The organism is Acidovorax soli (assembly GCF_900107605.1).
GTDB classification, from domain to species: domain Bacteria; phylum Pseudomonadota; class Gammaproteobacteria; order Burkholderiales; family Burkholderiaceae_C; genus Acidovorax; species Acidovorax soli.
The window spans coordinates 56007-78680 of sequence record NZ_FNQJ01000005.1; the positions used below are offsets into that span (position 1 = coordinate 56007).

A 22674-nucleotide genomic window follows, 5' to 3' on the forward strand; every position below is an offset into this window, starting at 1 on the left:
TTCTAAAAGAATAGCTGCTAGCGCTTTTTGGATAACCTCTGGCGCCTGATTTGGCTATAAATTGCCTCGCAAACGGCGATGTCCCCCATGCCCCAAGGCAGGGGCCCGCCAGAAGCGGGCAGCGCTGTGGCAGGGGATACTGGCCGGCTTGTATGCGCAGTCACCTGCTTTTTATCGCCCGTGTGGCAACCACCCTGGCCCTGGCCTGGGCCGCAGCCGCCGCGTGCGTGGCGCTGCACACCCCGCTGCCCTGGATGATCGGCCCGCTGCTGGCCACCGCGCTGCTGTCCATGGGCGGTGCGCCCACCGAAAGCTGGGCGCCGCTGCGCAACGCCGGGCAGTGGTCGATTGGTAGCGCGCTGGGGCTTTATTTCACGCCCCAGGTGGTGGCGCTGGTGGCCAGCCTGTGGTGGGCCATTGCGCTGGGCATCGTCTGGGCGCTGCTGCTGGGCTGGCTGTTTGGCGCCTGGCTGTACCGGCTGCATGCGCCGCGCATGCATGGCGTGCCGGCGTCGATGCTGCGGGCCACCAGCTATTTTTCGGGCGCCATTGGCGCGGCTTCCGAGATGACGCTGCTGGCCGAGCGCGAAAATGCCCGCACCGACCTCGTGGCCGCCAGCCACAGCCTGCGCCTGCTGATCGTCACCGTGACGATCCCGTTTGCGCTGCAGTGGAGCGGCCTGCACGGTCTGGACATCCTGCCGCCCACCGTGCGCCTGGTGAGCTGGCCTGGGCTGGTACTGCTGGCGCTGCTCACCGGGGCCGGTGCGCTGGCCACGGACCGGCTGGGCCGCGCCAACCCCTGGTTCATGGGCGCGCTGCTGGTGTCGATGGGCTTGGCCATGGCGGGCCTGACGCTGTCGGCCGTGCCCCAGGGGCTGGTCAACGCGGCGCAGCTGGTGATCGGCGTGAGCCTGGGCGTGCGCTTTCGGGCCGATTTTCTGCACACCGCGCCGCGCTGGCTGGCCTCGGTGGCGCTGGGCACGCTGGCGCTGATGGGGGTGTGCGCCCTGTTCGCCGGGGCGCTGGCCTGGGCCACCGGGCTGCCCTGGGTGACCCTGCTGCTGGGCACCTCACCCGGCGGCATTACCGAAATGGCCATTACGGCCAAGGTGCTGCAGCTCGGTGTGCCGGTGGTGACGGCGTTTCAGGTGTGCCGCCTGATTGCGGTGCTGATGCTGGTGGAGCCTTTGTTTCGGCGCATTTATCCGCCAGCAGAAAAACCAGCAAGCCTTGCAGAAGAAAGCAGTGCGTAAAAACTGGCGCACCCCCAGACCAGGGATGCCCAGCAAGGGCCGCCCCGCAACGAGGGGGTGTCCCTGCTAATGCACGACGACCGGGTTCTGCGCCAGACCGGCGTAGCGGTCCAGGGCGTCCTCCACCTCTTCCTGGGTGGGGGTGTCGCGTTGCCAGGCCAGGATCTGCTGCTGGAACATTTCGGCCCAGGATCCGTCCAGATACACCTCCTTGCCCGAGCGCTTGTCCACAATCTCAAAGCCGTGACGGGCCAGTTGGGGCTTTGGCGGTGCCGTGTCGTTCAGTGGACCCTCTTTTTGCTCCACGGCATCGGGCAGCATGTGGACCACCACAAAGGAGTCAGAGTCGTAGAGCATGTGCATGGCGTTCCCCCAGTCGATATAGGAATCAGATGACAGCGAGCGGTCAGAGTTCAAGTCCCAAGGTTCCCAGTACCTGATGCTTTGCAGTATTTCACGAAAAACGGCCTGCGCCGGGTTGGCGGGGATTCATCGCCACCGTGGCACCAGCCAGCAACACCCGGGCGATCAGGGTGGGCTGCTGTTGCGCAGGCGCAGGTCGGCAAAGTCGCCGTTGGCCTGGGTCAGGCGGATGCGCGCGGGCATGTAGCCCAGGTCGGGGGCCAGCCACAGTTCGGCCTTCTGGTCGTAGTCGCGGCGCGGCAGGCGCTGCAGCTTCCAGGCCAGCAGGGGGCCGGCGGGCAGGTCCAGCGTTTCCTGCCCCTCGATCGAGAAGGTCCAGCGGTCGGCGCTGCGGGCGCTGGCGGTGGTCAGGGTGACCTGGGTGCCCGGCACAAACCGCCCCGGCTCGGCTGCCAGCATGGCGCCAAGCTGGATGAAGACACTCAGGCGGTCCTGCGCGCCGGGCCCCACGGCCGCCGGCGGGGTGTTGGCGCTGAAGGTGATGCGGCCTTGGGCATGGTCAAAATGGGCGGCCTGCTCGCTGCGCGAACGGTCGGCAAAGCGCTCGGGCTGCAGCCCCTGGGCGGTGATCTGGCCCACGCTGCCCTGGGAGCGGGTGCCCAGCAGAAAGGCGCTGATCTCCTGGCGGGCTTCGTAGCGGTTGCCGTCGTGCCGCCACAACAGCTCGGCGCTGGCGCTGTAGTTGAATTTTTTGGCCTGCCCGCTGACATCAAAGGCCAGGCGCACCGGCACGGGCAGGCGCACGGCGAAACTGGCGGCGTCGGCCGCCGGGCCTGTGGCGCCGCCGGGAGGGCGGATGTCCACGCCAGCGCCCAGGGGGTTGTCCGGGTCCGTGGGCGATGGAGTGGCCGGCGCACTGGCGTCGGGCGCAGGGGCGATGGCCACGGCATCGGCATCGGGCTTCCCGGGCATTTCGGCGGCCGGCGTGCCCGCGGTGTCCACCGCCGCGTCGGGCGGTGGGGCTTCGCCCGGGTTATCGGGCGGCGCTGACGGCATGGGGGGTGGTGCGGTGGCTGCCTTCGCTGCATGCTGCGTCGCCGGTGGTGCAGCGGGTTTCTTGCGTGCCGTCGCAGGGCGGGCAGGCGCGGGAGGCGCAGGCGGTGCGGGGGGCACCGCTGCCGGTGGCGTGGGGGCAATGCTGCGCGTGCTGAAGACCTGTGCAGCGGGGGGCGTGGACGGGCTGCTGTCCCAGGCCATGGGCATGCCCTGCAGCACCAGCCAGTGCAGTGCCAGCACCAGGGCGGTCAATACAAAGAGTGGCCGGCGTGGCATGGCGGGGCTCCGGCAGGCGTCAGGCGCGGACCGCACCCAGGTGCTGCGGCAGCTGGGCGGTCTGGGGCCGCGCTTCCTGCCGCGGGAAACGGACCTCTGCGGGCCGGGTGCCTGCACGTTCTTTGTTCATTCACGCCAAAAAATTGCGAATTTTGTTCAGTCGAATCCATTGAACCCGGCGTAATCTCGTGGTTTGCGCGTCATTGACGCCATTTTGATTGAGATGAAGGTGCTTTCCCCATGAAACTCGCTACCTACAAAGACGGGTCACGCGACGGCCAATTGGTTGTCGTCTCCCGTGACCTGGGCACGGCCCATTATGCGACCGGCATTGCCAGCAAGCTGCAGCAGGTGCTGGACGACTGGGGCTTCCTGTCGCCCCAGTTGCAGGACCTGTACGACCAGCTCAACGCAGGCCGCGCGCGCCACGCTTTTCCCTTCGACCCGGCCCAGTGCATGGCTCCGCTGCCGCGCGCCTACCAGTGGGCGGATGGCTCGGCCTACATCAACCACGTCGAACTGGTTCGAAAAGCCCGCAACTCCGAGGTTCCCGAGAGCTTCTACACCGATCCGCTGATGTACCAGGGCGGCAGCGATGATTTCATGGGGCCCTGCGACGACGTGGTGGTGCCCAGCGAGGCCATGGGCATCGATTTCGAGGCCGAGATCGCCGTCATCACGGGCGACGTGAAGATGGGCAGCAACGCCGACCAGGCGCTGGACGGTATCCGCCTGGTGATGATTGCCAACGACGTAAGCCTGCGCAACCTGATCCCGGCCGAGCTGGCCAAGGGTTTTGGCTTTTTCCAGGCGAAGCCCGCCACCGCCTTCGGCCCCGTGGCCGTGACGCTGGACGAGCTGGGCGACGCCTGGGACCACGGCCGCGTGCACCTCACCGTGCAATCCACCTGGAACGGTCGCAAGGTCGGCATGTGCGACGCCGGCCCCGAGATGACCTTCCACTTCGGCCAGCTCATCGCGCACATCGCCAAGACGCGCAATGTGCGCGCGGGCTCCATCGTGGGCAGTGGCACCGTCAGCAACAAGGGCGTGGAGCAGAACGGCCGCACCGAATGGCCCAAGGGCTACAGCTGCATCGCCGAAAAGCGCTGCATCGAGACCATCCAGGACGGCAAGCCCAGCACCGAATTCATGAAGTTCGGCGACACCATCCGCATCGAGGCCAAGGGCAAGGACGGTGCGAGCATCTTCGGCGCCATCGACCAGACCATTGCATCGCCTGCGGGTGGATGAGTGGTGGCGCCATTTTGAGGGAAAATGGCTGTGGCGCTTGTTTGAAAAGCGCTTGCAGCTATTTTTCCAGGCGCCCACTGTCGGGCCACGCCGCAGGGCAGGCCGGCGGACGCAAGGGTTTTGTCCTGGGCGACAGGGGTGCAGGCGGCTTCGCGCGGACAATGACCAGTCCGTCCACCGGGCTTGCTTGCCTGGTGGTTTTTTCCCTCACTGCCCTGCGTTCCTGCCGCTTGCCGGGCCATCCGGCGCGGCAAGGGGCGCGGTGCGCCAACATTCCATTGCCATGCTGAATTTCGACTTCCACAACCCCACCCACATCGTTTTCGGCCAGGGCCGCATCGCCGACCTGGCCAAGCTGGTGCCCGCAGCGGCCAAGGTGCTGATCCTGGTGGGCGGCGCCAGTGCCGAAAAGACCGGCACGCTGGCCGAAGTGCGCACCGCGCTGGGCGAGCGCCCGCACGCCACCTTCAGCGGCATCGAACCCAACCCGAGCTTCGAAACCTCGATGAAGGCCGTCGAGCAGATCCGTGCCGGCGGCTTCGACTTTCTGCTGGCCGTGGGCGGTGGCTCGGTGATCGATGCCACCAAGTTCATCGCCGCCGCCGTGCACTTTGAGGGCGATGCCTGGTCCATCCTGGAAAAGCGCGGCCGCAACATCACCCAGGCCGTGCCCTTTGGCGCCGTGCTCACGCTGCCTGCCACGGGCTCGGAGATGAACAACGGCGGCGTCATCACGCACCGCGCCAAGGGTGCCAAGCTGGCCTTCAGCAGCGTGCACAGCTACCCGAAGTTCTCGGTGCTCGATCCCACCAAGACCTACACGCTGCCGCCGCAGCAACTGGCCAATGGCGTGGTCGATGCGTTCGTGCACACGGTCGAGCAGTACCTGACCTACCCGGTCAACGCGCCCGTGCAGGACCGCTTTGCCGAAGGCCTCTTGCAGACGCTGATCGAGGTGGGCCCGCGCCTGCTGACGGCGCAGGAGCCCGTGTACGACGACCGCGCCAACCTGATGTGGGCCGCCACCATGGCGCTCAACGGCCTGATCGGCGCCGGCGTGCCGCAGGACTGGGCCACGCACATGATCGGCCACGAGCTCACCGCGCTGCACGGCATCGACCATGCGCGCACCTTGGCCATCGTGCTGCCCGCGCTGCTGAATGAGCGCCGGGGCCCGAAGCGCGCCAAGCTGCTGCAGTACGGCGAGCGCGTGTGGGGCATCACCACCGGCACGGAGGATGAGCGCATCACCGCCGCCATCGAGCGCACGCGCGCCTTCTTTGAAAGCATGGGTATCGCCACGCGCCTGTCGGGCCATGGCCTGGGCGCGGAGGTGGTGGACACCGTGGTGGCCCAGCTCGAAGCGCATGGCATGATGCAGCTGGGCGAGCAGCGCGAGATCACGCCCGCCGTGAGCCGCCGTATCCTGGAAGCCGCGCTGTAAGAGCCTGTTTGCGATCCCCTGGGAGATCGTAAACAGGCTCTAACCGGCCGGGGGCGGGATATTGACCTTTTGAGCAGGGCAGGTTTTGGCGGGTGATTTAAAGTGAGCGCCTATCTTGCGGGAGAGAGGGGCGCAACCCGCCTCCGCCGAAGGCGCAAACTCCCATCATCGCTCAGGCAAGCCGGACCGCAGGAGACCATCGCCGACTGGAGAGAGGCCGCAGCCCTGCGCAATGCAGGCGGGGGTCCACCGAAGGGGCAGGCTGCCCAGGCAGCCGAAACTCTCAGGTAAAAGGACAGGGGGAGCGGCGCCGCAGGCCCGTCATGGCACGGGCCCTGCTCTCGCCAGAGTTCCCCCTGATGCCCCCATCGTCGTCTGTTGCCGCGCCTGCCCCTTCGCACCAAAAGCACCCGATCCTGAAATTTCTCGCGGGTTTTTTCCTGGGGCTGGCCGTGGCGGGCAGTGCGGGCGGGGCCTATGTGCTGCACATGGTGTGGCAGCAGCTGCCGGAGGTGGACCACCTGGCCGACTACGATCCCATGCTGCCGATGCGCATCTATGCCAGGGACGGCACGCTGCTGGCGGAATATGGCGAGGAGCGCCGGGAATTCGTGCCGATAGGGCAGATCCCGCTGCAGATGCGCCAGGCGCTGCTGGCCATCGAAGATGCCCGCTTTTATGAGCATGGCGCGGTGGACTTCACCGGGCTGGCACGCGCTGCGCTGCGCAATGTGGTATCGGGGGAGCATGCCCAGGGGGCCAGCACCATCACGATGCAGGTGGCGCGGGTGTTCTTTCTGAGCCGCGTCAAAACCTACAGCCGCAAGCTCATGGAAGTCTTGCTGGCCTACAAACTCGAAGCCACCTACAGCAAGGACAAGATCCTGGAGCTGTACATGAACCAGATCTATCTGGGCGAGCGTGCCTACGGCTTTGCTGCCGCGGCGTCGGTGTACTTCGACAAGACACTGGGCGAGCTGACGGTGGCCGAAGCCGCCGTGCTGGCCGGGCTGCCCAAGGCGCCGTCGGCCTACAACCCCGTTGTGAACCGCGAGCGCGCCATCATCCGCCAGCAGTACATTCTGCAGCGCATGCACGAACTGGGCTATCTGGATGCGCCCGCCTACCAGGAGGCGCGGACACAGGCGCTGACGCTGCGAACGCAATACCGTTCCATCGAGCCGGCAGCCGCCTTTGCCGTGGAACAGGCCCGCAAGATGGTGCTGGAGCAGTACGGTGAAGAGGCGTATGCGCTGGGCCTGGATGTCGTCACCACCCTCAGCGTTCCCGCGCAGCGCGCGGCCACGCGTGCGCTGCGCGCGGGCATTCTGGGCGCGCAGGATGCCCGCGGCTATGCCGGCCCCGAGGGGCGCATCCAGGGCGCTGTGCCGTCCGACGAACCCAAAGCCCTGCGCGCCGCGCTGGCGCCCTACCGCGACAGCGGGGAACTGCGTGCCGCCCTGGTGCACGCGGCGTCCGAGGCCGAGGGCATTGCCGCGTGGCTGCGCGATGGCACGCAGGTGCGGATACCGCGCAGCCGGCTCAGCGCCAGCGCGCGTGCCGCCCTCAAGCCCGATGCGCCAGCGCGGCGGCGCATTGCGCCGGGCGCGGTGATTCGCGTCGTGGCCGACGTCCGCGAACGATGGAATTTAGGCCAGTTGCCGGGCATGGAGGGCGCGCTGGTCTCCATGGACACGGAAACCGGCGACATCCTGGCGCTCACGGGGGGCTTCGACTACGCCTTCAACCAGTTCGACCATGCCGTGCAGGCCTATCGCCAGCCGGGCTCGACCTTCAAGCCGTTCATCTTTTCGGCGGCGCTGGAAAAGGGCTATGCCCCGGGCACCTTGATCGACGATACGCAGCGTGTCGTAACCCCTGCCGCCCGCGGCCGCCCCGCCTGGAGCCCGCGCAACTACGGCGGCAACTACGAGGGTTTCATCACCGCGCGGCGCGGCCTGGTGCGCTCCAAGAACCTGGTGGCCGTCAACCTGATGGACGCGGCCGGGGTTCAGTACGTGCAGGAGTTCGCCACCCGCTTCGGCTTCTTGCCGGAACGCAATCCACCCCGGCTGCCGCTGGCCCTGGGGGCGGGCGCCATCACGCCGCTGCAGCTGACGCAGGCCTATGCCGTGTTTGCCAACGGCGGTACCCTGGTGCAGCCCCGGCTGATCCACCAGGTGAGCGAGCGCGGCGGCGCGGTGCTGTACGCAGCGAACGCGCCATCGCCCCGCGCTACCGTGGTGTCCGAGCGCAATGCCTTCGTGCTGGACAGCATGCTGCGCGACGTGGTGCAGCATGGCACGGGCCGGCGCGCGAAGGCGCTGGGCCGCCCCGATGTGGCCGGCAAGACCGGCACCTCCAACGATGCGCGCGATGTGTGGTTCGCCGGCTATTCGTCGGGCGTGGCCTCTGTCGTGTGGATGGGCTACGACCAGCCGCGCAGCCTGGGCCGGCACACTGGCGGAACCCTGGCCCTGCCCGTGTGGACCGAGTACATGGCCGAGGCGGTGCAGGGGCGCACGCCGGTATCGCGCACCCTGCCGCTGGACCTGATGCGCTTTGGCGAGGACTACGTGTACCCGGAATATGTCTTCGGGACTTGCGTGGATGACCGCAAGGCCTTTGTCCAAAGCCCCTTCGAGTGCGGCCCGGACGGGCGCCGACCAAGGGCAGGAAATTCTGCCGACATGGGGTAAGAATGGCCGATGGCGCTTGATATGTAAGCACCAAGAGCTATAAATACAGGAGTCATTTTAAGGCAAAAAAGCCACCACACCGTCAGGCCGGCACAGCGCAGGCCTCCACCTCCACCAGGCAGTCATAAAACGTCGGCGCCCGCCCCAGGTCGGTCAGGGCCTGGCTGGTGACCTCGTTCACATTCGTCCCATCCAGCCCCAGCTTGCGCCACCACACGCCCAGGCCATTGACCACGCCGGGCCGCGCGCGGCGTGAGACGGTGGCGTGGCACTGGTAGCTGCCGCGGTCGTTGAACACGCGCACCACGGCGCCATCGGCAATGCCGCGTGCGGCGGCGTCGTCGGGGTGCATTTCCAGCACGGGGCGGCCTTCGATGGCCCGCAGGCTTTGCACGTTGACGAAGGTGGAGTTCAAAAAATTGCGCGCCGGCGGCGAGATCATGGCCAGCGGGTAGCGGGCGTCGGTGCCCTGCAGCTCGTGGTTGGGCAGGTGGTCGGGTAGGCCGTCCAGGCCCTGCGCGGCCAGGCGGGCGCTGAAGAATTCGCACTTTCCGCTGGGCGTGGGAAAGCCGCCTTCGGAAAACGGCGCATCGGGCAGCGCCAGCGTGGCAAAGCCCTGGGTTTCGAGCAGCGCGTAGTCCACGGCGTCGCCAAAGGCCTGGCGGCACAGGGCCTCGTCGCTGTCGGCAAAGCAGGGCTCGGTGAAGCCCATGCGCGCGGCCAGGTCCCGGAAGATCTGCGCGTTGCTGCGCGCCTGGCCCACGGGTGCAATGGCCGGGCGGTTGAGCAGCACATCGGTGTGCCCGTAGGCCAGATGCACGTCCCGGTGCTCCAGCTGCGTGGTGGCGGGCAGGATGTAGTCCGCGTAGTCGGCCGTGTCGGTGCGAAAGTGCTCCAGCACCACGGTGAACAGGTCTTCGCGGGCAAAGCCGCGCACCACCTTGCCGGATTCGGGCGCCACGGCCACGGGGTTGCTGTTGTAGACCACCAGGGCCTCGACGCGGGGGCCAAAGCCGGGCGCGGTGTCGCGCAGCAGATCGTCGCCAATCTGCACCATGTTGAGCGTGCGCGGTGTGCGCTCCGGCATCAGGTCGGGGCGCTGCAGCACGCCGCGCTGCACTGGAAACTGGCCCGAGCTCGACAGCAGCATGCCGCCCGCACGGTGGCGCCAGGCACCCGTCAGCGCGGGCAGGCAGGCCACGGCGCGCACCGCGTTGCCGCCGCCGCGCACGCGCTGCATGCCGTAGTTCAGGCGGATGGCAGCGGGCTGGGTGGTGCCGTAGTCCTTGGCGAGCTGGCGGATCTGCTCCACGGGCACCCCGCAAATTTCGGCCGCGCGCTCGGGCGGCCATTGCAGGGCGCGCTCGCGCAGCTGCTCCCAGCCCAGGGTGTATTGGGTGATGTAGTCGGGGTCCAGCCAGTCGTTCTGGATCAGCTCGTGCATCAGCGCCAGGGCCAGCGCGGCGTCGGTGCCGGGGCGGAGCTGGATGTGCTCATGGCATTTGTCGGCGGTCTCGGTCTTGCGCGGGTCGATGCACACCAGCCGGGCGCCATTGCGCTTGGCCTGCTGGGCGTAGCGCCAGAAATGCAGGTTGCTGCCAATCGAGTTGCTGCCCCAGATGAGGATGAGCCTGGATTCTGCGAAAAACTCCACCTTCATGCCCAGCTTGCCGCCCAGGGTCTGCACCAGCGCTTCGGCACCGGCCGAGGCGCAGATGGTGCGGTCGAGCTGCGAGGCGCCCAGGCGGTGAAAGAAGCGCCGATCCATGCTCTCGCCCTGCACCAGGCCCATGGTGCCGGCGTAGCTGTAGGGCAGGATGGCTTCGGGGGCGCGTGCCGCAATGCTTTGCAGGCGCTGCGCGATGTCGGCCAGTGCCTCGTCCCAGCCCACCGGGGCAAACTGCCCGCTGCCCTTGGGGCCGGTGCGCTTGAGCGGGGTGAGGATGCGCTCGGGGTGGTAGCTGCGCTCGGTGTATTTCGACACCTTGGCGCACAGCACGCCGTCGGTATGCGGGTGCTCGGGGTTGCCCTGCACGCGGGTGGCCACGCCGTTTTCCACGGTGGTGATCAGGGCGCAGGTATCGGGGCAGTCGTGTGGGCAGGCCCCGCGCACCTGCGCCTGTATCGGCGCAGGCTGTGGGGTATTTGCGATAGAAGACGGGGGCATACGGTGGGTGGTCGTTAAACTGGCAGAAGAGGGTGATCGAAGCGTGCATATCTTGCGCCAGATCCAGGGAGACTGCGTGCCGGCAGCGCAGGGGGGATCGCCCTCGATTCACAAGAAAAGAGATTTCACCATGAACCAATCCGTCATCGGGCGCAGACAATTTTCGGTGGGCCTGGGCGCAGCAGCGCTGGGTGGTTTCAATCTGGCCCGGGCGCAGGGCGAGGGCCGCATCGTGCTGGGGCAATCGGCCGCCTTCACGGGCCCCGCGGCACAGCTGGGTATCCAGTTCAACCTGGGCGCAAAGCTCTTTTTCGACCGGCTCAACGCCCAGGGCGGCGTGGGCCGGCGCATGGTGGAAATTCGCACCATGGACGACGGCTATGAGCCCGACCGCTGCGCCGAAAACACCCGAAAGCTCATTGCCGACGATGTGTTCGCGCTGTTTGGCTACATCGGCACGCCCACCAGCCTAGCGGCGCTGCCGATTTTCACCCAGGCCAAGGTGCCGTTTTTTGGCCCCTTCACGGGCGCTGAGGCCCTGCGCCAGCCCTTCAATCGCCTGATTTTTCATGTGCGCGCGTCGTACTACGACGAAACCGCGCTCATCGTGCGCCAGCTCACCAACCTGGGGCTCAAGAAGATCGCGGTGTTCTACCAGAACGACGCCTACGGCAAGGCCGGGCTCGATGGCGTGGCCCGGGCCCTGGCCGACCTCAAGCTGGCCCCGGTGGCCACGGCCACGGTGGAGCGCAATTCCTCCGATGTGAGGGCTGCGGTGGACAAACTGGTGCCCGCCATGCCCGACGCAGTGGTGCAGATTTCGGCCTATGGTGCCAGCGCGGCTTTTGTGCGCGCTGCGCGCAAGGCGGGCTTTGGCGGCACCTTCTACAACGTGTCGTTTGTGGGCACTCAGGCGCTGGCCGATGAGCTGGGCAAGGATGGCGCGGGCGTGGTGGTGTCGCAGGTCGTGCCATCGCCCTACCAGCCCTCGCGTCCGATCACGCGCGAGTTTCTGGACGCCATCAAGAAGGGCGGCGACAAGGTGCAGGCCAACTACTCCAGCCTTGAAGGGTATCTGGCGGCCCGCATTTTCACCGAGGGCCTGCGCCATGGACTGGCCGGCGGCAAGCTCAGCCAGGACAGCTTCATCGCAGGCCTCGAATCCCTGGGTTCGCAGGTGATTTCCGGGTTTCCGGTCTCCTTCAGCGCATCGGACCACACGGCATCGCATTTTGTGGAAATGTCGATGCTGACCGGCGACGGGCGCGTGCGGACCTGACACGACGTCGCGGTCCGTCGCGCCGTGCGCGCTTGCGGGCTGCGGTGTCTCTAGGCCAGCGTGCTGGTGCGCGCGAGGCCTTGCATGAACGCCTCGCAGCGCGCCAGTTGCGCGAGGCTCACGTATTCATCCGGCTGGTGCGCCTGCTGGATGCTGCCGGGCCCGCACACCACGGTAGAGATGCCGGCGTTCTTGAACAGCCCGGCCTCGGTGCCAAAGGCCACGAGCGCCGTGCCTTTCTCGCCGGTCAGTTCCTGCGCCAGGCGTGTCACCGGGTCGTCCTGGCTGCCCAGAAAGCTGGGGATCTCGCAGATGGTCTCGAACGCGATGCCTGCCGTGGGCGCCACTTTCTTCATGGCCGGCTCCAGCGACCTGGCATAGGCCACCACCTCGGCCTGCATCTGCGCGGCATTGGCGGTGGGCAGGTCGCGAAACTCGTAGCGGAACTCGGCATCGCGCGGTACCACGTTGTCGGCGATGCCGCCGTGAAACTGGCCCACGCTGGCCGTGGAGAAGGGCACGTCAAAGCCTTCGAAGCGGGGCTCGTTGCGCTCGAACCCCTCGGCCATGTCGCGCACGCGACCCACCACGCGCGCTGCCATCTCGATGGCGTTGACCGAATGCGGCGTGAGCGATGAATGCGCCTCCTTGCCGCGCACGCAGCACCGGTAGCGGTACACGCCCTTGTGGGCGATGGCGGGGACCATGCGGGTGGGTTCGCCCACGATGCAGGCCAGCGGGCGGATGCCGGCGTCGCGCAGGTCGGCAATCAGCTCTTTGACGCCAAAGCAGCCGATCTCTTCCTCGTAGCTGAACGCCAGATGGATGGCAAACGGCGCATTGCTGTTCAGAAAATGTTCGGCCTGCGACAGGGCAATGCCGATGAAGGACTTCATGTCGGCACTGCCGCGGCCGTAGAGGCTGGCGCCCTCGGGGCCGTCTTGCACCACGGCGCCCAGCGGGTCCACGCTCCAGTCCTGGCCGTCCCAGGGCACGGTGTCGGTGTGGCCCGACAGGATCACCCCGGCAGGCTTGCCTTCGCCCAGCGTGGCAAACAGGTTGGCCTTGGTCTTGTCGGCGTTGAAGGTGAGGCGGCTTGTGACGCCCAGCCGGGCCAGATGGTCACGGATGAAGTGGATCAGCTCCAGGTTGGAGTGGTGGCTGACGGTGTTCATGCGCACCAGGGTCTGCGCAAGTTCGAGGGCGTGGGCGGATGGCGTCATGTGGCGGTGCAGATAAACCCCCTGTGGCGAAGACCGTGGAGCGGGGCTAGACTGTCTTGATCGCAAGGATACACATCATGAACGTTATCGATTCCATCGTCACCCAGGCCGCCAGCATTGCCGCCGTGCGCCGGGACATCCACGCCCATCCCGAGCTGTGTTTTGAAGAGGTGCGCACCGCCGATGTGGTGGCGCAAAAGCTCACCGAATGGGGCATTCCCATCCACCGCGGGCTGGGCAAGACCGGCGTGGTCGGCATCGTGAAGGGGCGCGATGGCGGCGCCAGCGGCCAGGCCATCGGCCTGCGCGCCGACATGGACGCCTTGCCCATGCAGGAGTTCAACACCTTCGCACATGCCAGCCAGCACCCCGGCAAGATGCACGCCTGCGGCCACGATGGCCACACGGCCATGCTGCTGGCGGCGGCGCAGCACTTTGCCACGCACCGCAACTTTGACGGCACCGTGTACCTGATCTTTCAGCCGGCCGAGGAGGGCGGTGGCGGCGCGCGCGTGATGATCGAAGACGGCCTGTTCGCGCAGTTTCCCATGCAGGCCGTGTTCGGCATGCACAACTGGCCCGGCATGCCTGCCGGCACCATGGCCGTAAGTTCCGGGCCGGTGATGGCGTCCAGCAACGAGTTCAAGATCACCATCCGTGGCAAGGGCGGCCATGCGGCGCTGCCGCACACCGGCATCGATCCCGTGCCCATTGCCTGCCAGATGGTGCAGGGCTTCCAGACCATCATCAGCCGCAACAAGAAGCCCGTGGATGCCGGCGTGATCTCGGTCACCATGATCCATGCAGGCGAGGCCACCAATGTGGTGCCCGACCACTGCGAACTGCAGGGCACGGTGCGCACCTTCCGGCACGAGGTGCTGGACCTGATCGAGGCGCGCATGCAGCAGGTGGCCGAGCACACCTGCGCCGCGCACGAGGCCACCTGTGAGTTCGAGTTTGTGCGCAACTACCCGGCCACCGTGAACTCGCCTGCCGAGGCCGAATTCGCCCGCAAGGTCATGGTTGGCATCGTGGGTGAAGAACGTGTGGTCGCCCAGGAGCCCACCATGGGCGCCGAGGACTTTGCCTACATGCTGCAGGCAAAGCCCGGGGCGTATTGCTTCATCGCCAACGGCGATGGCGCGCACCGCGAGATGGGCCATGGCGGCGGGCCCTGCACGCTGCACAACCCGAGCTACGACTTCAATGACGACCTGATCCCGCTGGGCGCCACCTACTGGGTACGGCTGGCCGAGGAGTGGCTGGCAGCGGCCCGCAGCTGATGGTCGCGAGGCAGCCGGTGCTCCCGGGTTCTGCCGCGGAAAGTGCGCGCGTGTTCTCCCGGCGACCGCACCGTCACCCTTCCTGTTGTCACCTGTTCAGGACATCCCATGATCGGTATCGCCCAGGCATTTGCGCCCACCTACGCGCGTGCACGCACGCAGTTCCTGGAGGCCGCCGCCGCGGCCAGCCTGCCCATCGAATCGCACCGCCATCCGCTGCCGGGACGCGAGGGCGAAGACCTGGCGATGGATGTGGTGCGCGACGGCCCGCCAGACGCCGACAAGCTGCTCATTGTCAGCAGCGGCTGCCACGGCGTGGAGGGTTATTGCGGCAGCGGCGTGCAGGTGTTTGCGCTGCACGACCAGGAGTGGCGCGACCTGGCGCGTGCGCAGGGCGTGGCCGTGCTCTACATCCACGCGCTCAACCCCCATGGGTTCTCGCATATCCGCCGCGCCACGCACGAAAACGTCGACCTGAACCGCAATTTCCACGACTTCAGCCAGCCCCTGCCGGTCAATACGGCCTACCGCGAAGTGGCGCCGCTGCTGCTGCCCGATGCGTGGCCGCCCCAGGCGAACAACGTGAGGGACGTGCAGGCCTGGATTGCCGGGCATGGCGCGGCCGCCTGGCAGGCCGCCATCACGCGTGGGCAGCATGAGTTTGCCGGCGGCCTGTTTTATGGCGGCACCGCGCCGACCTGGAGCAACCGCACGCTGCGCGCGGTGCTGCGCCAGCATGGCAGCCGGGCCGCGCGCGTGGGCTGGATCGATCTGCACACGGGCCTGGGGCCCAGCGGCCTGGGTGAGCGCATCCACTGCGGTCCCGACGATGCCGCCGCCGTGCAGCGGGCGCGGCAGTGGTGGGCGGGCGGTGGCGCCACGCCTGTCACATCGCTGCATGACGGTTCCTCCAGCTCGGCCTTCCTCACGGGGCTGATGTGGACCGCCATCGAGGACGAATGCCCCCAGGCAGAATTCACCGGCATGACCCTGGAATACGGCACACAGCCCCTGGAGGACGTGCTGCAGGCCCTGCGCGCCGAGCATTGGCTCCACCTCCACCCCGAGGCGCCCGCCGCCCAGGCCGCGCAGATCAAGGCCCAGATGCTGGCCGCGTTCTACACCGATACAGACGCCTGGAAAGGCCAGGTCATCAGCCAGGCGCGGCAGTCGATGTTCCAGGCGGTGCAGGGGCTGAACAAGTCCTAAGATACGCGCCTGCACATCGTTGCCCACCCTTTACTCTTCCCACTTTTCCTTCAAGGACAAACGACATGGCTGACCTGAACGCCACTTTCGAGGCCGCAGTGGCCAACTCCAAGAACCTCAGTGAGCGCCCCGACAACGTCACGCTGCTGAAGATCTATGCGCTGTACAAGCAGGCCACGGCGGGTGACAACTCCGAAAAGAAGCCCGGCTTTTCCGATGTGGTGGCCCGCGCCAAGTGGGATGCCTGGGAAAAGCTCAAGGGCACCGGTCTCGATACCGCCAAGCAGCAGTACATCGACCTGATTGAGTCGCTGAGCTGAAGCGGTGTCTGCCCATGAAAAAACGGCTTCGGGCCGTTTTTTCATGGGCGCCACAGGGTGGCGGCGGGCGGTGCCTCAGTCGCGCCAGGTCACGCTGTCGCCCACAGCAGCGCGCTGTGTGCGGAAAAGGTTCGCCGGATGCGCAGGATCGGCCAGTCCGAACGAGATGCCGCAGACGATGCTGCGGTCTGGGGCAATGCCCAGCACCTCGCGCAGCACGCCGGGGTAGGCGGCCAGCGCGGCCTGCGCAATGGATGCCACGCCCAGGCTGTGGGCGGCCAGCAGAAAATTTCCCACATAGGCGCCGCAATCCACCGCACCATACAAACCCAGGGCCTCGTCGCTGCTGACGATGGCCACATGCGGGGCGCCAAACATGGTGAAGTTTTCCGCCGCCTGCCGGGCAGAGGCCTCGCGGTCACCCTTGGCGATGCCCAGGGCCTCGTACAGACCCCAGCCGCATTGGCGCCGGCGCTCCTGGTAGACGCCCCGGTATTCGCGTGGCCAGGGCAGGTCGGGCGCCGGGGCCTGGGCCGCCACATGGGCCTGCAGGGCGCTGCGCAGGCGGGCCAGGGTCGCGCCGCTGGCGATGGTGAGCTGCCAGGGCTGCGCGTTGCACCACGAGGCCGTGCGCTGCGCGGTTGCCAGGATGCGTTCGATGGTGGCGCGCTCCAGCGCCTGCGGCAGGAAGGCGCGGCAGCTGTAGCGGGTGTGCAGCAGGGTGGACAGTGTTTCGTAGGCGGGCGTTGTTCCGGCAGGCGCTGCTGTGGGCCGCGGTGTGTTCGGTGTGGCCATCTCAGGCTTTCGGGGCCGCCGCCGTGGCGGGGGCCTGCTTTTTGGCCGACGCTGCCTTGCCTGCGCCGGGGCGGGGGGCGTTGAGCAGCGCATCGAGCTGCTCGCCGATCTCGGCTTCGATGCGCGCCTTGAAGGCGCCCAACAGGAAGCCGAGCTCGGCCTTCATTTCAAACTGGATGGCATCCACCAGCAGCGTGCCGTTGATGCCGGCACGGCTGAAGTGCAGGGTGTCCTGCGTGTCGCCTTCTTCGTAGGTGCAGTCCATGGCAAACTTTTCTTCCGCCTTTTCGGCCCAGGCGCAACCGATTTTTCGGGCTTCCTCGAAGCCCAGGTGGTGTTCGCGGTGGATGTGGATGTCAGGCACCGGGGGTCTCCTTGTGGTGGGGTTGTAGTGCGCGCAGGCTCTGGTGGCGTTGCGCCGGGGGCTGCTGCGCCAGTTGTCTGACGGCATCATAAAACCGGGGCCACTGGCGGCCCTCGCGCTCGAACAGGGCTTCGAACGCGGGCACCAGTTCGTCATAGGCGGCCTGGGCGGCAAAGCTGGCGTTGTTGGCCTGGGCCACCCAGCGGTCGTAACCTGCCAGCTGAGCGGTATTCAGGGCGGCGGGCCGTCCGTGCGGGGCCGCCAGCCAGCCGGTGCGCAGCGCAGCGTAGCCGGTGCGAAAGTCCTGCATTGCTTCTGTTTTCATGGTTGCCAGCGCTTTCTCATCCAGCGCCAGAGCCTCTTTTTGTTCATAAATGGCCGCCAGCCGCGCCCTGGTGGCGCGCGTCAGGGCGCGGAAGGCGCTGCGCCGCCCGTTGCTTTCGGCAAAGGCCGCGCGGGCCTGCGGGCTGGCCTGCGTGGCCAGCCACTGCGCGCTGCCCAGCCGCTCCACCGACGTGGCAAACGATTCGTTGAACAGCGTGTCGTCCGGCACATAGACCACCTGGTGCGCCAGTTCGTGGAACAGCAGGCGCACGAATTCGCCCTCGGGCCAGGCGACGAAGGTGGAGAGCAGCGGGTCGCCGCCGGCCCAGTTCATGTAACCCAGGGTGGAGTAGGCGGGCACGCCATACACCTCGACCTCCAGGCCTTGCTGCGCCAGCTGGGCGGCTTCGGCCTGGGCGTCGGCTTCGGTGAAATAACCGCGGTAGCCGATGCAGCCTGCGACCGGAAAGCACCAGCGGTGCAGCGTGAGTGCAAAGGGCGGCGCGGCCACCACGTTCCACACGGCATAGGGGCGCTTCAGGTCGGCATAGCGGCGGTAGCTGGCGTTGTCGGGCAGGGCCAGTTCCGTCACCGCAAAGGCGCGGGCGCGCTGGGCCAGCTGCAGGCGTTCGCGCAGTGCGGGGGCCGTGTCGGTTCGTGCCACCCAGCGGTCGATGGGCTCGGCGGCCTGCATGATCTGCAGATGCCCCCGCACCGACTGCCAGTAGTAGCCCAGCGTGCTGCCCTGGCTGGCGCAGCCCGGCAGTGCCAGGAGCAGAAGGCTGAACAGTGCGCCGCGTGGCAGAAACGAAAAGGGCATGCCGGCAAGGAGAGCAGGGGATGGCACGCAGTGTAGACACAAGGGGCGCAAGGCCGGCCGCTTGCGGTCTGCAGGGCCTGCCAGGAGCCTGGCGCGCGCCGTTTCTAGAATGCGCCATGACCCTTGCTGCCCCGGAACCTGCCACGCCCATGTCTGCGGGCCTGTTTGCCGACGAGGCTGGCTGCCCGCGCTGCAGCTGGTGCCAGGCCACACCGCTGTACCGCCACTACCACGACCATGAATGGGGATTCCCGGTGGTGGATGACCGGCGGCTGTTCGAAAAGCTCTGCCTGGAAGGCTTCCAGGCGGGCCTGAGCTGGCTCACCATCCTGAACCGGCGCGAGGGCTTCCGGGCTGCGTTCGCCCGGTTCGACGCCGAAGCCATTGCCGCATTCGATGCGCAGGACGTGGAACGCCTGGTGCAGGACGCCGCCATCGTGCGCCACCGCGGCAAGATCGAATCGACCATCCACAATGCCCGGCGGGTGCTGGCGCTGCGGCGCGAGTTTGGCTCGCTGGCGCACTATGTGTAGCGCTTCGAGCCGGCTGCCGCGGATCGCCCGCAGCGCATCACCCGTGAAGTGGCGCGCACCCTGGTCACCTCGCCCGCATCCGTGGCCCTGTCGAAAGACCTCAAACAACGCGGCTGGAGCTTTGTGGGCCCCACCACCATGTACGCCTTCATGCAGGCCATGGGGCTGGTGAACGACCACCTGGAGGGGTGCCACGTCCGCGCCGCCGCGCTGGATGCGCGGCAGGCGCTGGGCATGCCGCGCGCCTGAAAACCGGGTGCTGCGGGGGCTGGTGCGTCAGGCGCGCTGGCCTTTGGCATCGATGACCACTTCGCCGTCTTCCTTGGTGAAGGCGCCCTGCTGTGGCTGGGGCAGGATGTCCAGCACAGCCTCTGATGGGCGGCACAGGCGTGTGCCCCGCGGCGTGACCACGATGGGACGGTTGATGAGGATGGGGTGGGCCAGCATGGCATCGATGAGCTGGTCGTCCGTTACGCCGGGGGCGCCCAGGTTCAGTTCAGTGAACAGCGTCTCCTTGGAGCGCACTGCGTTGATCACCGGCTGGCCGGTGGCCGCAATCAGGGATACCAGGGTTTCGCGGCTGGGCGGTGTCTTGAGGTATTCAATGACCTCTGGCTCCACACCGCTGTTGCGGATCATGGCCAGGGTGTTGCGGGAAGTGCCGCATTTCGGGTTGTGATAGATGGTGACGGTGGACATGGGTGGGAAGTGTCTCAGATCGTGAACAAGTTCCCAGGACGCCATGGCCGTTGCAATGGGCAGGGTTCAGGCGGGCCAGCCAGGCAGTTGCCGCAGCGCGTGCAGCAGGGTGCTGCCTGCGCGGTCCAGGGTGGTGTCGTTGTGCACCTGCACGGCGGCGGCAAGGGGCGTGGGCTGGAAGGCCGTAGCCCGCCGGACCCGTGCTTCGATCTGCTCTGCGCTTTCGCGGCCACGGGCGGTCAGGCGCTGGCGCAGCACGTCGGGGCTGGCGGTGATGTGCACGGCAACCAGCTGCGGGTAGTGCTGCAGTGCCTGGGGCAGATAGGCGCGTGAGCCGTTGACCAGCACCCATGTGTGCCAGGCCAGCGGTGCGAGCTCTGCATGCCGCACCCCATAGTGCAGGCCGTTGGCCTCCCAGTGCAGGGCAAAGGCCTGGGCGTCGCGCAGCTGTCTGAAGGTGCTTTCATCCACGCTTTCGTGTGCTTCGCCGCCGGCGGGCGTGGCGCGGCTGATGGTGCGCCGCGCCCAGCGCACGCGGCTGGATTCGGGCAGGTGCTGGCGCAGCCAGTCGAACAGCGAATCCTTGCCCGCGCCCGAGGGGCCCATGCAATAGACCAGCCGCCCGGTCATGCCCCCATCTCCAGGTGGTCCAGCAACACGAAATCGGCGCCCGGGGTGGGTTCGGCGAACAGGGCCAGGCTGTTGAAGCTCAGGGGGGGCAGATCGGCGAAGAACTGTTCCGCCGCATCCTGCACCAGGGCCTGGGTGCTGGCGGCCACGGTGTCGAGCGGGCCGGTCAGCGACAGGTGAAAGCGAAACTCTTCCAGCACGAACGGATAGCCCCAGCGCAGCAGCAGCGCGTCCTGCCGGGGCGTCAGCCCGCCCGCCCGTCGGCGTGCCAGCTCGAATGGCGGCAAGGGCGCCGCCAGCGGCTGCAGCTGCGTCACGCAGGCGGCGGCGGCTTCGTGGAGGGCGGCTTGTGTGGCGGGCGCTGCCATCGGCACCAGCGCCAGAAAATCGTCGAGGCGTTCGACCTGCAGGGGCGGCAGGGTGAAGGGCTGCAGTTGGCGGGCTACGGCTTGTGTGGCCTGGTGCAGCGTCAGCCAGTCCACGCCGGGCGCCAGCATGAAGGGCGCTTTCAGCGTGGCGTGCCAGCCGTAACGCCGGGGCGCTGCCGTCAGGCGGTACAGGTCTTCCCGGGCTACGCCCACGATGTCCAGCTGGGGCAGGGGTTGCAGCTGCGCTGCGCAGCGGCCCAGCCAGTGGCTGCCGGCCAGCCAGCCCAGGGTGCCGGGGGCCGGGGCGAAATACACCGCGTAGCGGTGCGCGGGGGCGGTTTCAGTGCTCATCGTGTGCAATGGTCAGTTTGACGCGGTCGCCCGCGAACCAGGCGCGGGCCCATTCGATGGGGACGCCGGCGGGGTCCACGTTCAGGCTCTCCACCTGCAGCACGGGGCGGCTGGCGGGCTGGCGCAGTGCGGTGGCCACCTGCGTCTCCGGCAGCTCGGCGGTGATGCGGCTTTCGCGGCGGGTGTAGTCGGCCACGCCATGGGCGGCGAAGCCTGCCGTGATGGAGCCGGTCTCCCGCACCACGGCGGCCAGCCCGTCGAAGCGGGGCAGCGGGAAATAGCGCTCGCTCACATGCAGCGGCTGGCCTTCGGCGTTGCCCATCACGCGCAGCACCAGCACCTTGCTGCGCACCGGCACCTGCAGGGCCCTGGCCAGTGCCGCCGTGGCCGGCGCCACCTGTTCGTGCAGCACCTCCAGGCTGCCGCGCAGGCCGGCCTGCGCCAGGCCTTGCTGGTGCCGCGTGCGCTTGCCCAGCACCAGGTCCACCGCAAAGTCTTCCACGTAAGTGCCGCTGCCTTGCGTGATGCGCACCAGCCCCTGGCTGCACAGGCTGGCGAGCGAGCGGCGGATGGTATGCCGGTTCACGCCGAACTGCTCGGCCAGCGCGTGCTCCGAGGGGAGGCGCTGGCCTGGTGGGTAAATGCCGTTGCCGATGGCCTCGGCCAGTTCGGCGGCGATGCGTGTCCAGAAGCTGTCGCGGGCCGGGCGTGGGGTCGGGGGGGATGAAACCGTGGAGGGGGTGCTGGCTGTCATGAAAACTACATGAGCGCTCTTTAAGCTGGCGCGAGTTGTTCAATTTGTCTATACAACTTTCAGGGTATCACTTTCATGTTTCAAGCCTTTGACAACCCCGGCGCCGGCAGGCCGCCCGAGCGGGCGCAATGGATGGCCTTGCTGGCCCGCGCGCCGATCGAGCTGCTGGAGCCCGCGTTGCGCGAACACGTGGGCCGGCCCGCACGCTGGCTGCGTGCCCCCGAAACCGGGCTGATGATGGTGCAGGGCCGCGCCGGTGGCACGGGCGAGCGCTTCAACCTGGGGGAGATCACGGTCACCCGCTGCGCATTGCGCGTGGAGGCCGGCGCTGGCGAAGCCGCCGTGGGCGTGGCCTATGTGCTGGGGCGTTCGCGGCGCCAGGTGCACCTGGCCGCGCTGGCCGATGCCTTGCTGCAGGACCCCGCACAGCACGCCGCCCTCGATGTCGCCCTGCTTGCGCCGGTGCGCAAGCACCTGGCGGATGCGCAGGTGCGCCGCAGTGCGCGCGCTGCCAGCACCAAGGTGGATTTCTTCACCGTGGCCCGCGAAAGCGCAAGCGCTGACGAGGAGGATTCGGAATGACCGCCCGCGTTCTGTCCGCACTGGGTGCGGGATTTTCCAGCGAAGCGCTGGGCAGCCAGAAGGTGTTCCGTGCGGTCTTGCAGGCGCTGTCGCAGCCCGGCCAGCCGGTACATCTGGACCACGACGCGGAGGTGCCTGCGGCAGGCAACGGCGCTTCGGCGGCCGCCTTGCTGGCCCTGCTCGACAGCGATTGCACGCTGTGGCTGTCGCCACGCCTGGCGGCCAGCGATGCCGGTCCTTGGCTGCGCTTTCACACGGGCTGCCAACTGGTGCTGAACCCGGGCCAGGCCCGGTTTGCCTGGGTGGCGCAGGGTGACGCACTGCCGCTCCTGTCCACTTTTGCACAGGGCAGCGACGCCTATCCCGACCAGTCGGCCACCTGCTTCGTGGATGTGGACCGGCTGGCCGTTGGCGGTGGGGGCCATGGTCTTTGGCGCCTGAGTGGACCGGGCATCCGGACTGCGCAGCATCTGCAGGTCAGTGGCTTGCCTGCCGACTTCGAACGCCAGTGGGCTGACAACCACGCCGCGTTTCCGCGCGGTGTGGACGCGCTGCTGGCCACGGCGACCCACGTTGCCGGGCTGTCCCGCACCACCCGCATCGCATCTGCCATGGAGGCCTGAGC

The 22674-nt window shown here is 67.7% G+C and carries 21 protein-coding genes, 1 pseudogene and 2 riboswitches; of the genes and pseudogenes, 11 read left to right on the top strand and 11 right to left on the bottom strand.

Going from position 1 to position 22674, the window contains the following annotated elements:
- The first annotated feature begins 152 nt into the window (after positions 1-152).
- The gene (locus tag BLW02_RS05960) at positions 153-1256 is read left to right on the top strand and encodes an AbrB family transcriptional regulator (RefSeq protein ID WP_092697462.1); all 1104 of its coding nucleotides are present in this window, start codon (positions 153-155) and stop codon (positions 1254-1256) included.
- Positions 1257-1322: 66 nt separating this feature from the next.
- Here BLW02_RS05960 and BLW02_RS05965 read toward each other — a convergent pair whose 3' ends face one another.
- Positions 1323-1619, bottom strand: coding sequence for a BTH_I0359 family protein (locus BLW02_RS05965; protein WP_026436262.1), 297 nt, complete (start codon positions 1617-1619; stop codon positions 1323-1325).
- A gap of 165 nt (positions 1620-1784) precedes the next feature.
- Complete coding sequence (locus BLW02_RS05970; RefSeq protein ID WP_092697463.1) at positions 1785-2951, bottom strand: DUF3108 domain-containing protein; 1167 nt, start codon at positions 2949-2951, stop codon at positions 1785-1787.
- Positions 2952-3191: 240 nt separating this feature from the next.
- Here BLW02_RS05970 and BLW02_RS05975 point away from each other — a divergent pair, with 240 nt between their 5' ends.
- The 3 genes from BLW02_RS05975 to BLW02_RS05985 all read left to right on the top strand — a co-directional run bounded on the left by BLW02_RS05975 (position 3192) and on the right by BLW02_RS05985 (position 8348).
- A complete protein-coding gene (locus tag BLW02_RS05975) occupies positions 3192-4205 on the top strand; it encodes a fumarylacetoacetate hydrolase family protein (protein WP_026436260.1) in 1014 nt (337 codons plus the stop codon).
- Positions 4206-4488: 283 nt separating this feature from the next.
- The gene (locus BLW02_RS05980; protein WP_092697464.1) at positions 4489-5649 is read left to right on the top strand and encodes an iron-containing alcohol dehydrogenase; all 1161 of its coding nucleotides are present in this window, start codon (positions 4489-4491) and stop codon (positions 5647-5649) included.
- Between the two features lie 108 nt (positions 5650-5757).
- Positions 5758-5848, top strand: a riboswitch (glycine riboswitch).
- Positions 5849-5855: 7 nt separating this feature from the next.
- Positions 5856-5948: riboswitch (glycine riboswitch) on the top strand.
- A 24-nt stretch (positions 5949-5972) separates the two neighbouring features.
- Entirely contained in the window at positions 5973-8348 is a 2376-nt protein-coding gene (locus BLW02_RS05985) for a penicillin-binding protein 1A (RefSeq protein ID WP_244273631.1), read from the top strand.
- Positions 8349-8430: 82 nt separating this feature from the next.
- Here BLW02_RS05985 and BLW02_RS05990 read toward each other — a convergent pair whose 3' ends face one another.
- Positions 8431-10515 carry a molybdopterin-containing oxidoreductase family protein gene (locus tag BLW02_RS05990; RefSeq protein ID WP_092697466.1) on the bottom strand — a complete coding sequence of 695 codons (2085 nt, stop codon included), beginning with the start codon at positions 10513-10515 and terminating at the stop codon, positions 8431-8433.
- A gap of 130 nt (positions 10516-10645) precedes the next feature.
- Between BLW02_RS05990 and BLW02_RS05995 the strand changes: the two genes are divergently transcribed.
- On the top strand, positions 10646-11794 hold the full coding sequence (locus BLW02_RS05995) for an ABC transporter substrate-binding protein (protein ID WP_092697467.1): 1149 nt from the start codon (positions 10646-10648) through the stop codon (positions 11792-11794).
- Positions 11795-11844: 50 nt separating this feature from the next.
- Here the strand turns inward: BLW02_RS05995 and argE are convergent, their stop codons facing one another.
- Positions 11845-13017 (bottom strand): acetylornithine deacetylase, encoded by a 1173-nt coding sequence (gene argE / locus BLW02_RS06000; RefSeq protein ID WP_092697468.1) that lies wholly within the window; start codon positions 13015-13017, stop codon positions 11845-11847.
- A 77-nt stretch (positions 13018-13094) separates the two neighbouring features.
- Here argE and BLW02_RS06005 point away from each other — a divergent pair, with 77 nt between their 5' ends.
- From BLW02_RS06005 to BLW02_RS06015, 3 genes are all read left to right on the top strand, one after another.
- Complete coding sequence (locus tag BLW02_RS06005; RefSeq protein WP_092697469.1) at positions 13095-14300, top strand: M20 aminoacylase family protein; 1206 nt, start codon at positions 13095-13097, stop codon at positions 14298-14300.
- Between the two features lie 108 nt (positions 14301-14408).
- The gene (locus BLW02_RS06010) at positions 14409-15509 is read left to right on the top strand and encodes a M14 family metallopeptidase (RefSeq protein ID WP_092697470.1); all 1101 of its coding nucleotides are present in this window, start codon (positions 14409-14411) and stop codon (positions 15507-15509) included.
- A 65-nt stretch (positions 15510-15574) separates the two neighbouring features.
- A complete protein-coding gene (locus BLW02_RS06015; RefSeq protein WP_092697471.1) occupies positions 15575-15829 on the top strand; it encodes an acyl-CoA-binding protein in 255 nt (84 codons plus the stop codon).
- Between the two features lie 75 nt (positions 15830-15904).
- Here BLW02_RS06015 and BLW02_RS06020 read toward each other — a convergent pair whose 3' ends face one another.
- Genes BLW02_RS06020 through BLW02_RS06030 form a run of 3 tightly spaced genes read right to left on the bottom strand, consistent with a single transcriptional unit; the run spans position 15905 to position 18132 of the window.
- Positions 15905-16624 carry a nitroreductase gene (locus BLW02_RS06020; RefSeq protein ID WP_092697472.1) on the bottom strand — a complete coding sequence of 240 codons (720 nt, stop codon included), beginning with the start codon at positions 16622-16624 and terminating at the stop codon, positions 15905-15907.
- Between the two features lies 1 nt (position 16625).
- Positions 16626-16988 (bottom strand): polyhydroxyalkanoic acid system family protein, encoded by a 363-nt coding sequence (locus tag BLW02_RS06025; RefSeq protein ID WP_092697473.1) that lies wholly within the window; start codon positions 16986-16988, stop codon positions 16626-16628.
- On the bottom strand, positions 16981-18132 hold the full coding sequence (locus BLW02_RS06030) for an aminopeptidase (RefSeq protein WP_092697474.1): 1152 nt from the start codon (positions 18130-18132) through the stop codon (positions 16981-16983). The genes BLW02_RS06025 and BLW02_RS06030 overlap by 8 nt, the downstream gene beginning before the upstream one ends.
- Before the next feature lie 149 nt (positions 18133-18281).
- On the opposite strand from BLW02_RS06030, the pseudogene BLW02_RS06035 reads away from it, so the two are divergent.
- A pseudogene (locus BLW02_RS06035) lies at positions 18282-18914 on the top strand (DNA-3-methyladenine glycosylase I).
- Between the two features lie 27 nt (positions 18915-18941).
- On the opposite strand, the gene arsC reads toward BLW02_RS06035, so the two are convergent.
- The 4 genes from arsC to phnF all read right to left on the bottom strand — a co-directional run bounded on the left by arsC (position 18942) and on the right by phnF (position 21467).
- Positions 18942-19364: an arsenate reductase (glutaredoxin) gene (gene arsC / locus BLW02_RS06040; protein ID WP_092697475.1), complete on the bottom strand. Its 423-nt coding sequence runs from the start codon at positions 19362-19364 to the stop codon at positions 18942-18944.
- Positions 19365-19430: 66 nt separating this feature from the next.
- Positions 19431-19994, bottom strand: coding sequence for a phosphonate metabolism protein/1,5-bisphosphokinase (PRPP-forming) PhnN (gene phnN / locus BLW02_RS06045; protein ID WP_092697476.1), 564 nt, complete (start codon positions 19992-19994; stop codon positions 19431-19433).
- Positions 19991-20713, bottom strand: a complete 723-nt coding sequence (locus tag BLW02_RS06050; protein ID WP_092697477.1) for a DUF1045 domain-containing protein — start codon at positions 20711-20713, stop codon at positions 19991-19993. Before BLW02_RS06050 ends, phnN begins: the two co-directional genes overlap by 4 nt.
- Positions 20703-21467, bottom strand: a complete 765-nt coding sequence (phnF, locus tag BLW02_RS06055; protein WP_092697478.1) for a phosphonate metabolism transcriptional regulator PhnF — start codon at positions 21465-21467, stop codon at positions 20703-20705. Before phnF ends, BLW02_RS06050 begins: the two co-directional genes overlap by 11 nt.
- A 75-nt stretch (positions 21468-21542) precedes the next feature.
- Here phnF and phnG point away from each other — a divergent pair, with 75 nt between their 5' ends.
- Both phnG and phnH read left to right on the top strand, forming a co-directional pair.
- Entirely contained in the window at positions 21543-22049 is a 507-nt protein-coding gene (gene phnG / locus BLW02_RS06060; protein WP_026436242.1) for a phosphonate C-P lyase system protein PhnG, read from the top strand.
- Positions 22046-22672 carry a phosphonate C-P lyase system protein PhnH gene (gene phnH / locus BLW02_RS06065; RefSeq protein ID WP_092697479.1) on the top strand — a complete coding sequence of 209 codons (627 nt, stop codon included), beginning with the start codon at positions 22046-22048 and terminating at the stop codon, positions 22670-22672. The genes phnG and phnH overlap by 4 nt, the downstream gene beginning before the upstream one ends.
- Positions 22673-22674: the final 2 nt, after the last annotated feature.

What these genes read in the sequence shown, in the direction of transcription:
- BLW02_RS05965 (WP_026436262.1), bottom strand. Translation starts at nt 1,619, where the DNA reads ATGCACATGCTCTACGACTCTGACTCCTTTGTGGTGGTCCACATGCTG.
- BLW02_RS05970 (WP_092697463.1), bottom strand. Translation starts at nt 2,951, where the DNA reads ATGCCACGCCGGCCACTCTTTGTATTGACCGCCCTGGTGCTGGCACTG.
- phnG (WP_026436242.1), top strand. Translation starts at nt 21,543, where the DNA reads ATGTTTCAAGCCTTTGACAACCCCGGCGCCGGCAGGCCGCCCGAGCGG.
- BLW02_RS06050 (WP_092697477.1), bottom strand. Translation starts at nt 20,713, where the DNA reads ATGAGCACTGAAACCGCCCCCGCGCACCGCTACGCGGTGTATTTCGCC.
- BLW02_RS05995 (WP_092697467.1), top strand. Translation starts at nt 10,646, where the DNA reads ATGAACCAATCCGTCATCGGGCGCAGACAATTTTCGGTGGGCCTGGGC.
- BLW02_RS05985 (WP_244273631.1), top strand. Translation starts at nt 5,973, where the DNA reads ATGGCACGGGCCCTGCTCTCGCCAGAGTTCCCCCTGATGCCCCCATCG.
- phnF (WP_092697478.1), bottom strand. Translation starts at nt 21,467, where the DNA reads ATGACAGCCAGCACCCCCTCCACGGTTTCATCCCCCCCGACCCCACGC.
- BLW02_RS05975 (WP_026436260.1), top strand. Translation starts at nt 3,192, where the DNA reads ATGAAACTCGCTACCTACAAAGACGGGTCACGCGACGGCCAATTGGTT.
- BLW02_RS05990 (WP_092697466.1), bottom strand. Translation starts at nt 10,515, where the DNA reads ATGCCCCCGTCTTCTATCGCAAATACCCCACAGCCTGCGCCGATACAG.
- BLW02_RS05980 (WP_092697464.1), top strand. Translation starts at nt 4,489, where the DNA reads ATGCTGAATTTCGACTTCCACAACCCCACCCACATCGTTTTCGGCCAG.
- phnH (WP_092697479.1), top strand. Translation starts at nt 22,046, where the DNA reads ATGACCGCCCGCGTTCTGTCCGCACTGGGTGCGGGATTTTCCAGCGAA.
- argE (WP_092697468.1), bottom strand. Translation starts at nt 13,017, where the DNA reads ATGACGCCATCCGCCCACGCCCTCGAACTTGCGCAGACCCTGGTGCGC.
- BLW02_RS06030 (WP_092697474.1), bottom strand. Translation starts at nt 18,132, where the DNA reads ATGCCCTTTTCGTTTCTGCCACGCGGCGCACTGTTCAGCCTTCTGCTC.
- BLW02_RS06005 (WP_092697469.1), top strand. Translation starts at nt 13,095, where the DNA reads ATGAACGTTATCGATTCCATCGTCACCCAGGCCGCCAGCATTGCCGCC.
- BLW02_RS06010 (WP_092697470.1), top strand. Translation starts at nt 14,409, where the DNA reads ATGATCGGTATCGCCCAGGCATTTGCGCCCACCTACGCGCGTGCACGC.
- phnN (WP_092697476.1), bottom strand. Translation starts at nt 19,994, where the DNA reads ATGACCGGGCGGCTGGTCTATTGCATGGGCCCCTCGGGCGCGGGCAAG.
- BLW02_RS06020 (WP_092697472.1), bottom strand. Translation starts at nt 16,624, where the DNA reads ATGGCCACACCGAACACACCGCGGCCCACAGCAGCGCCTGCCGGAACA.
- arsC (WP_092697475.1), bottom strand. Translation starts at nt 19,364, where the DNA reads ATGTCCACCGTCACCATCTATCACAACCCGAAATGCGGCACTTCCCGC.
- BLW02_RS06015 (WP_092697471.1), top strand. Translation starts at nt 15,575, where the DNA reads ATGGCTGACCTGAACGCCACTTTCGAGGCCGCAGTGGCCAACTCCAAG.
- BLW02_RS05960 (WP_092697462.1), top strand. Translation starts at nt 153, where the DNA reads ATGCGCAGTCACCTGCTTTTTATCGCCCGTGTGGCAACCACCCTGGCC.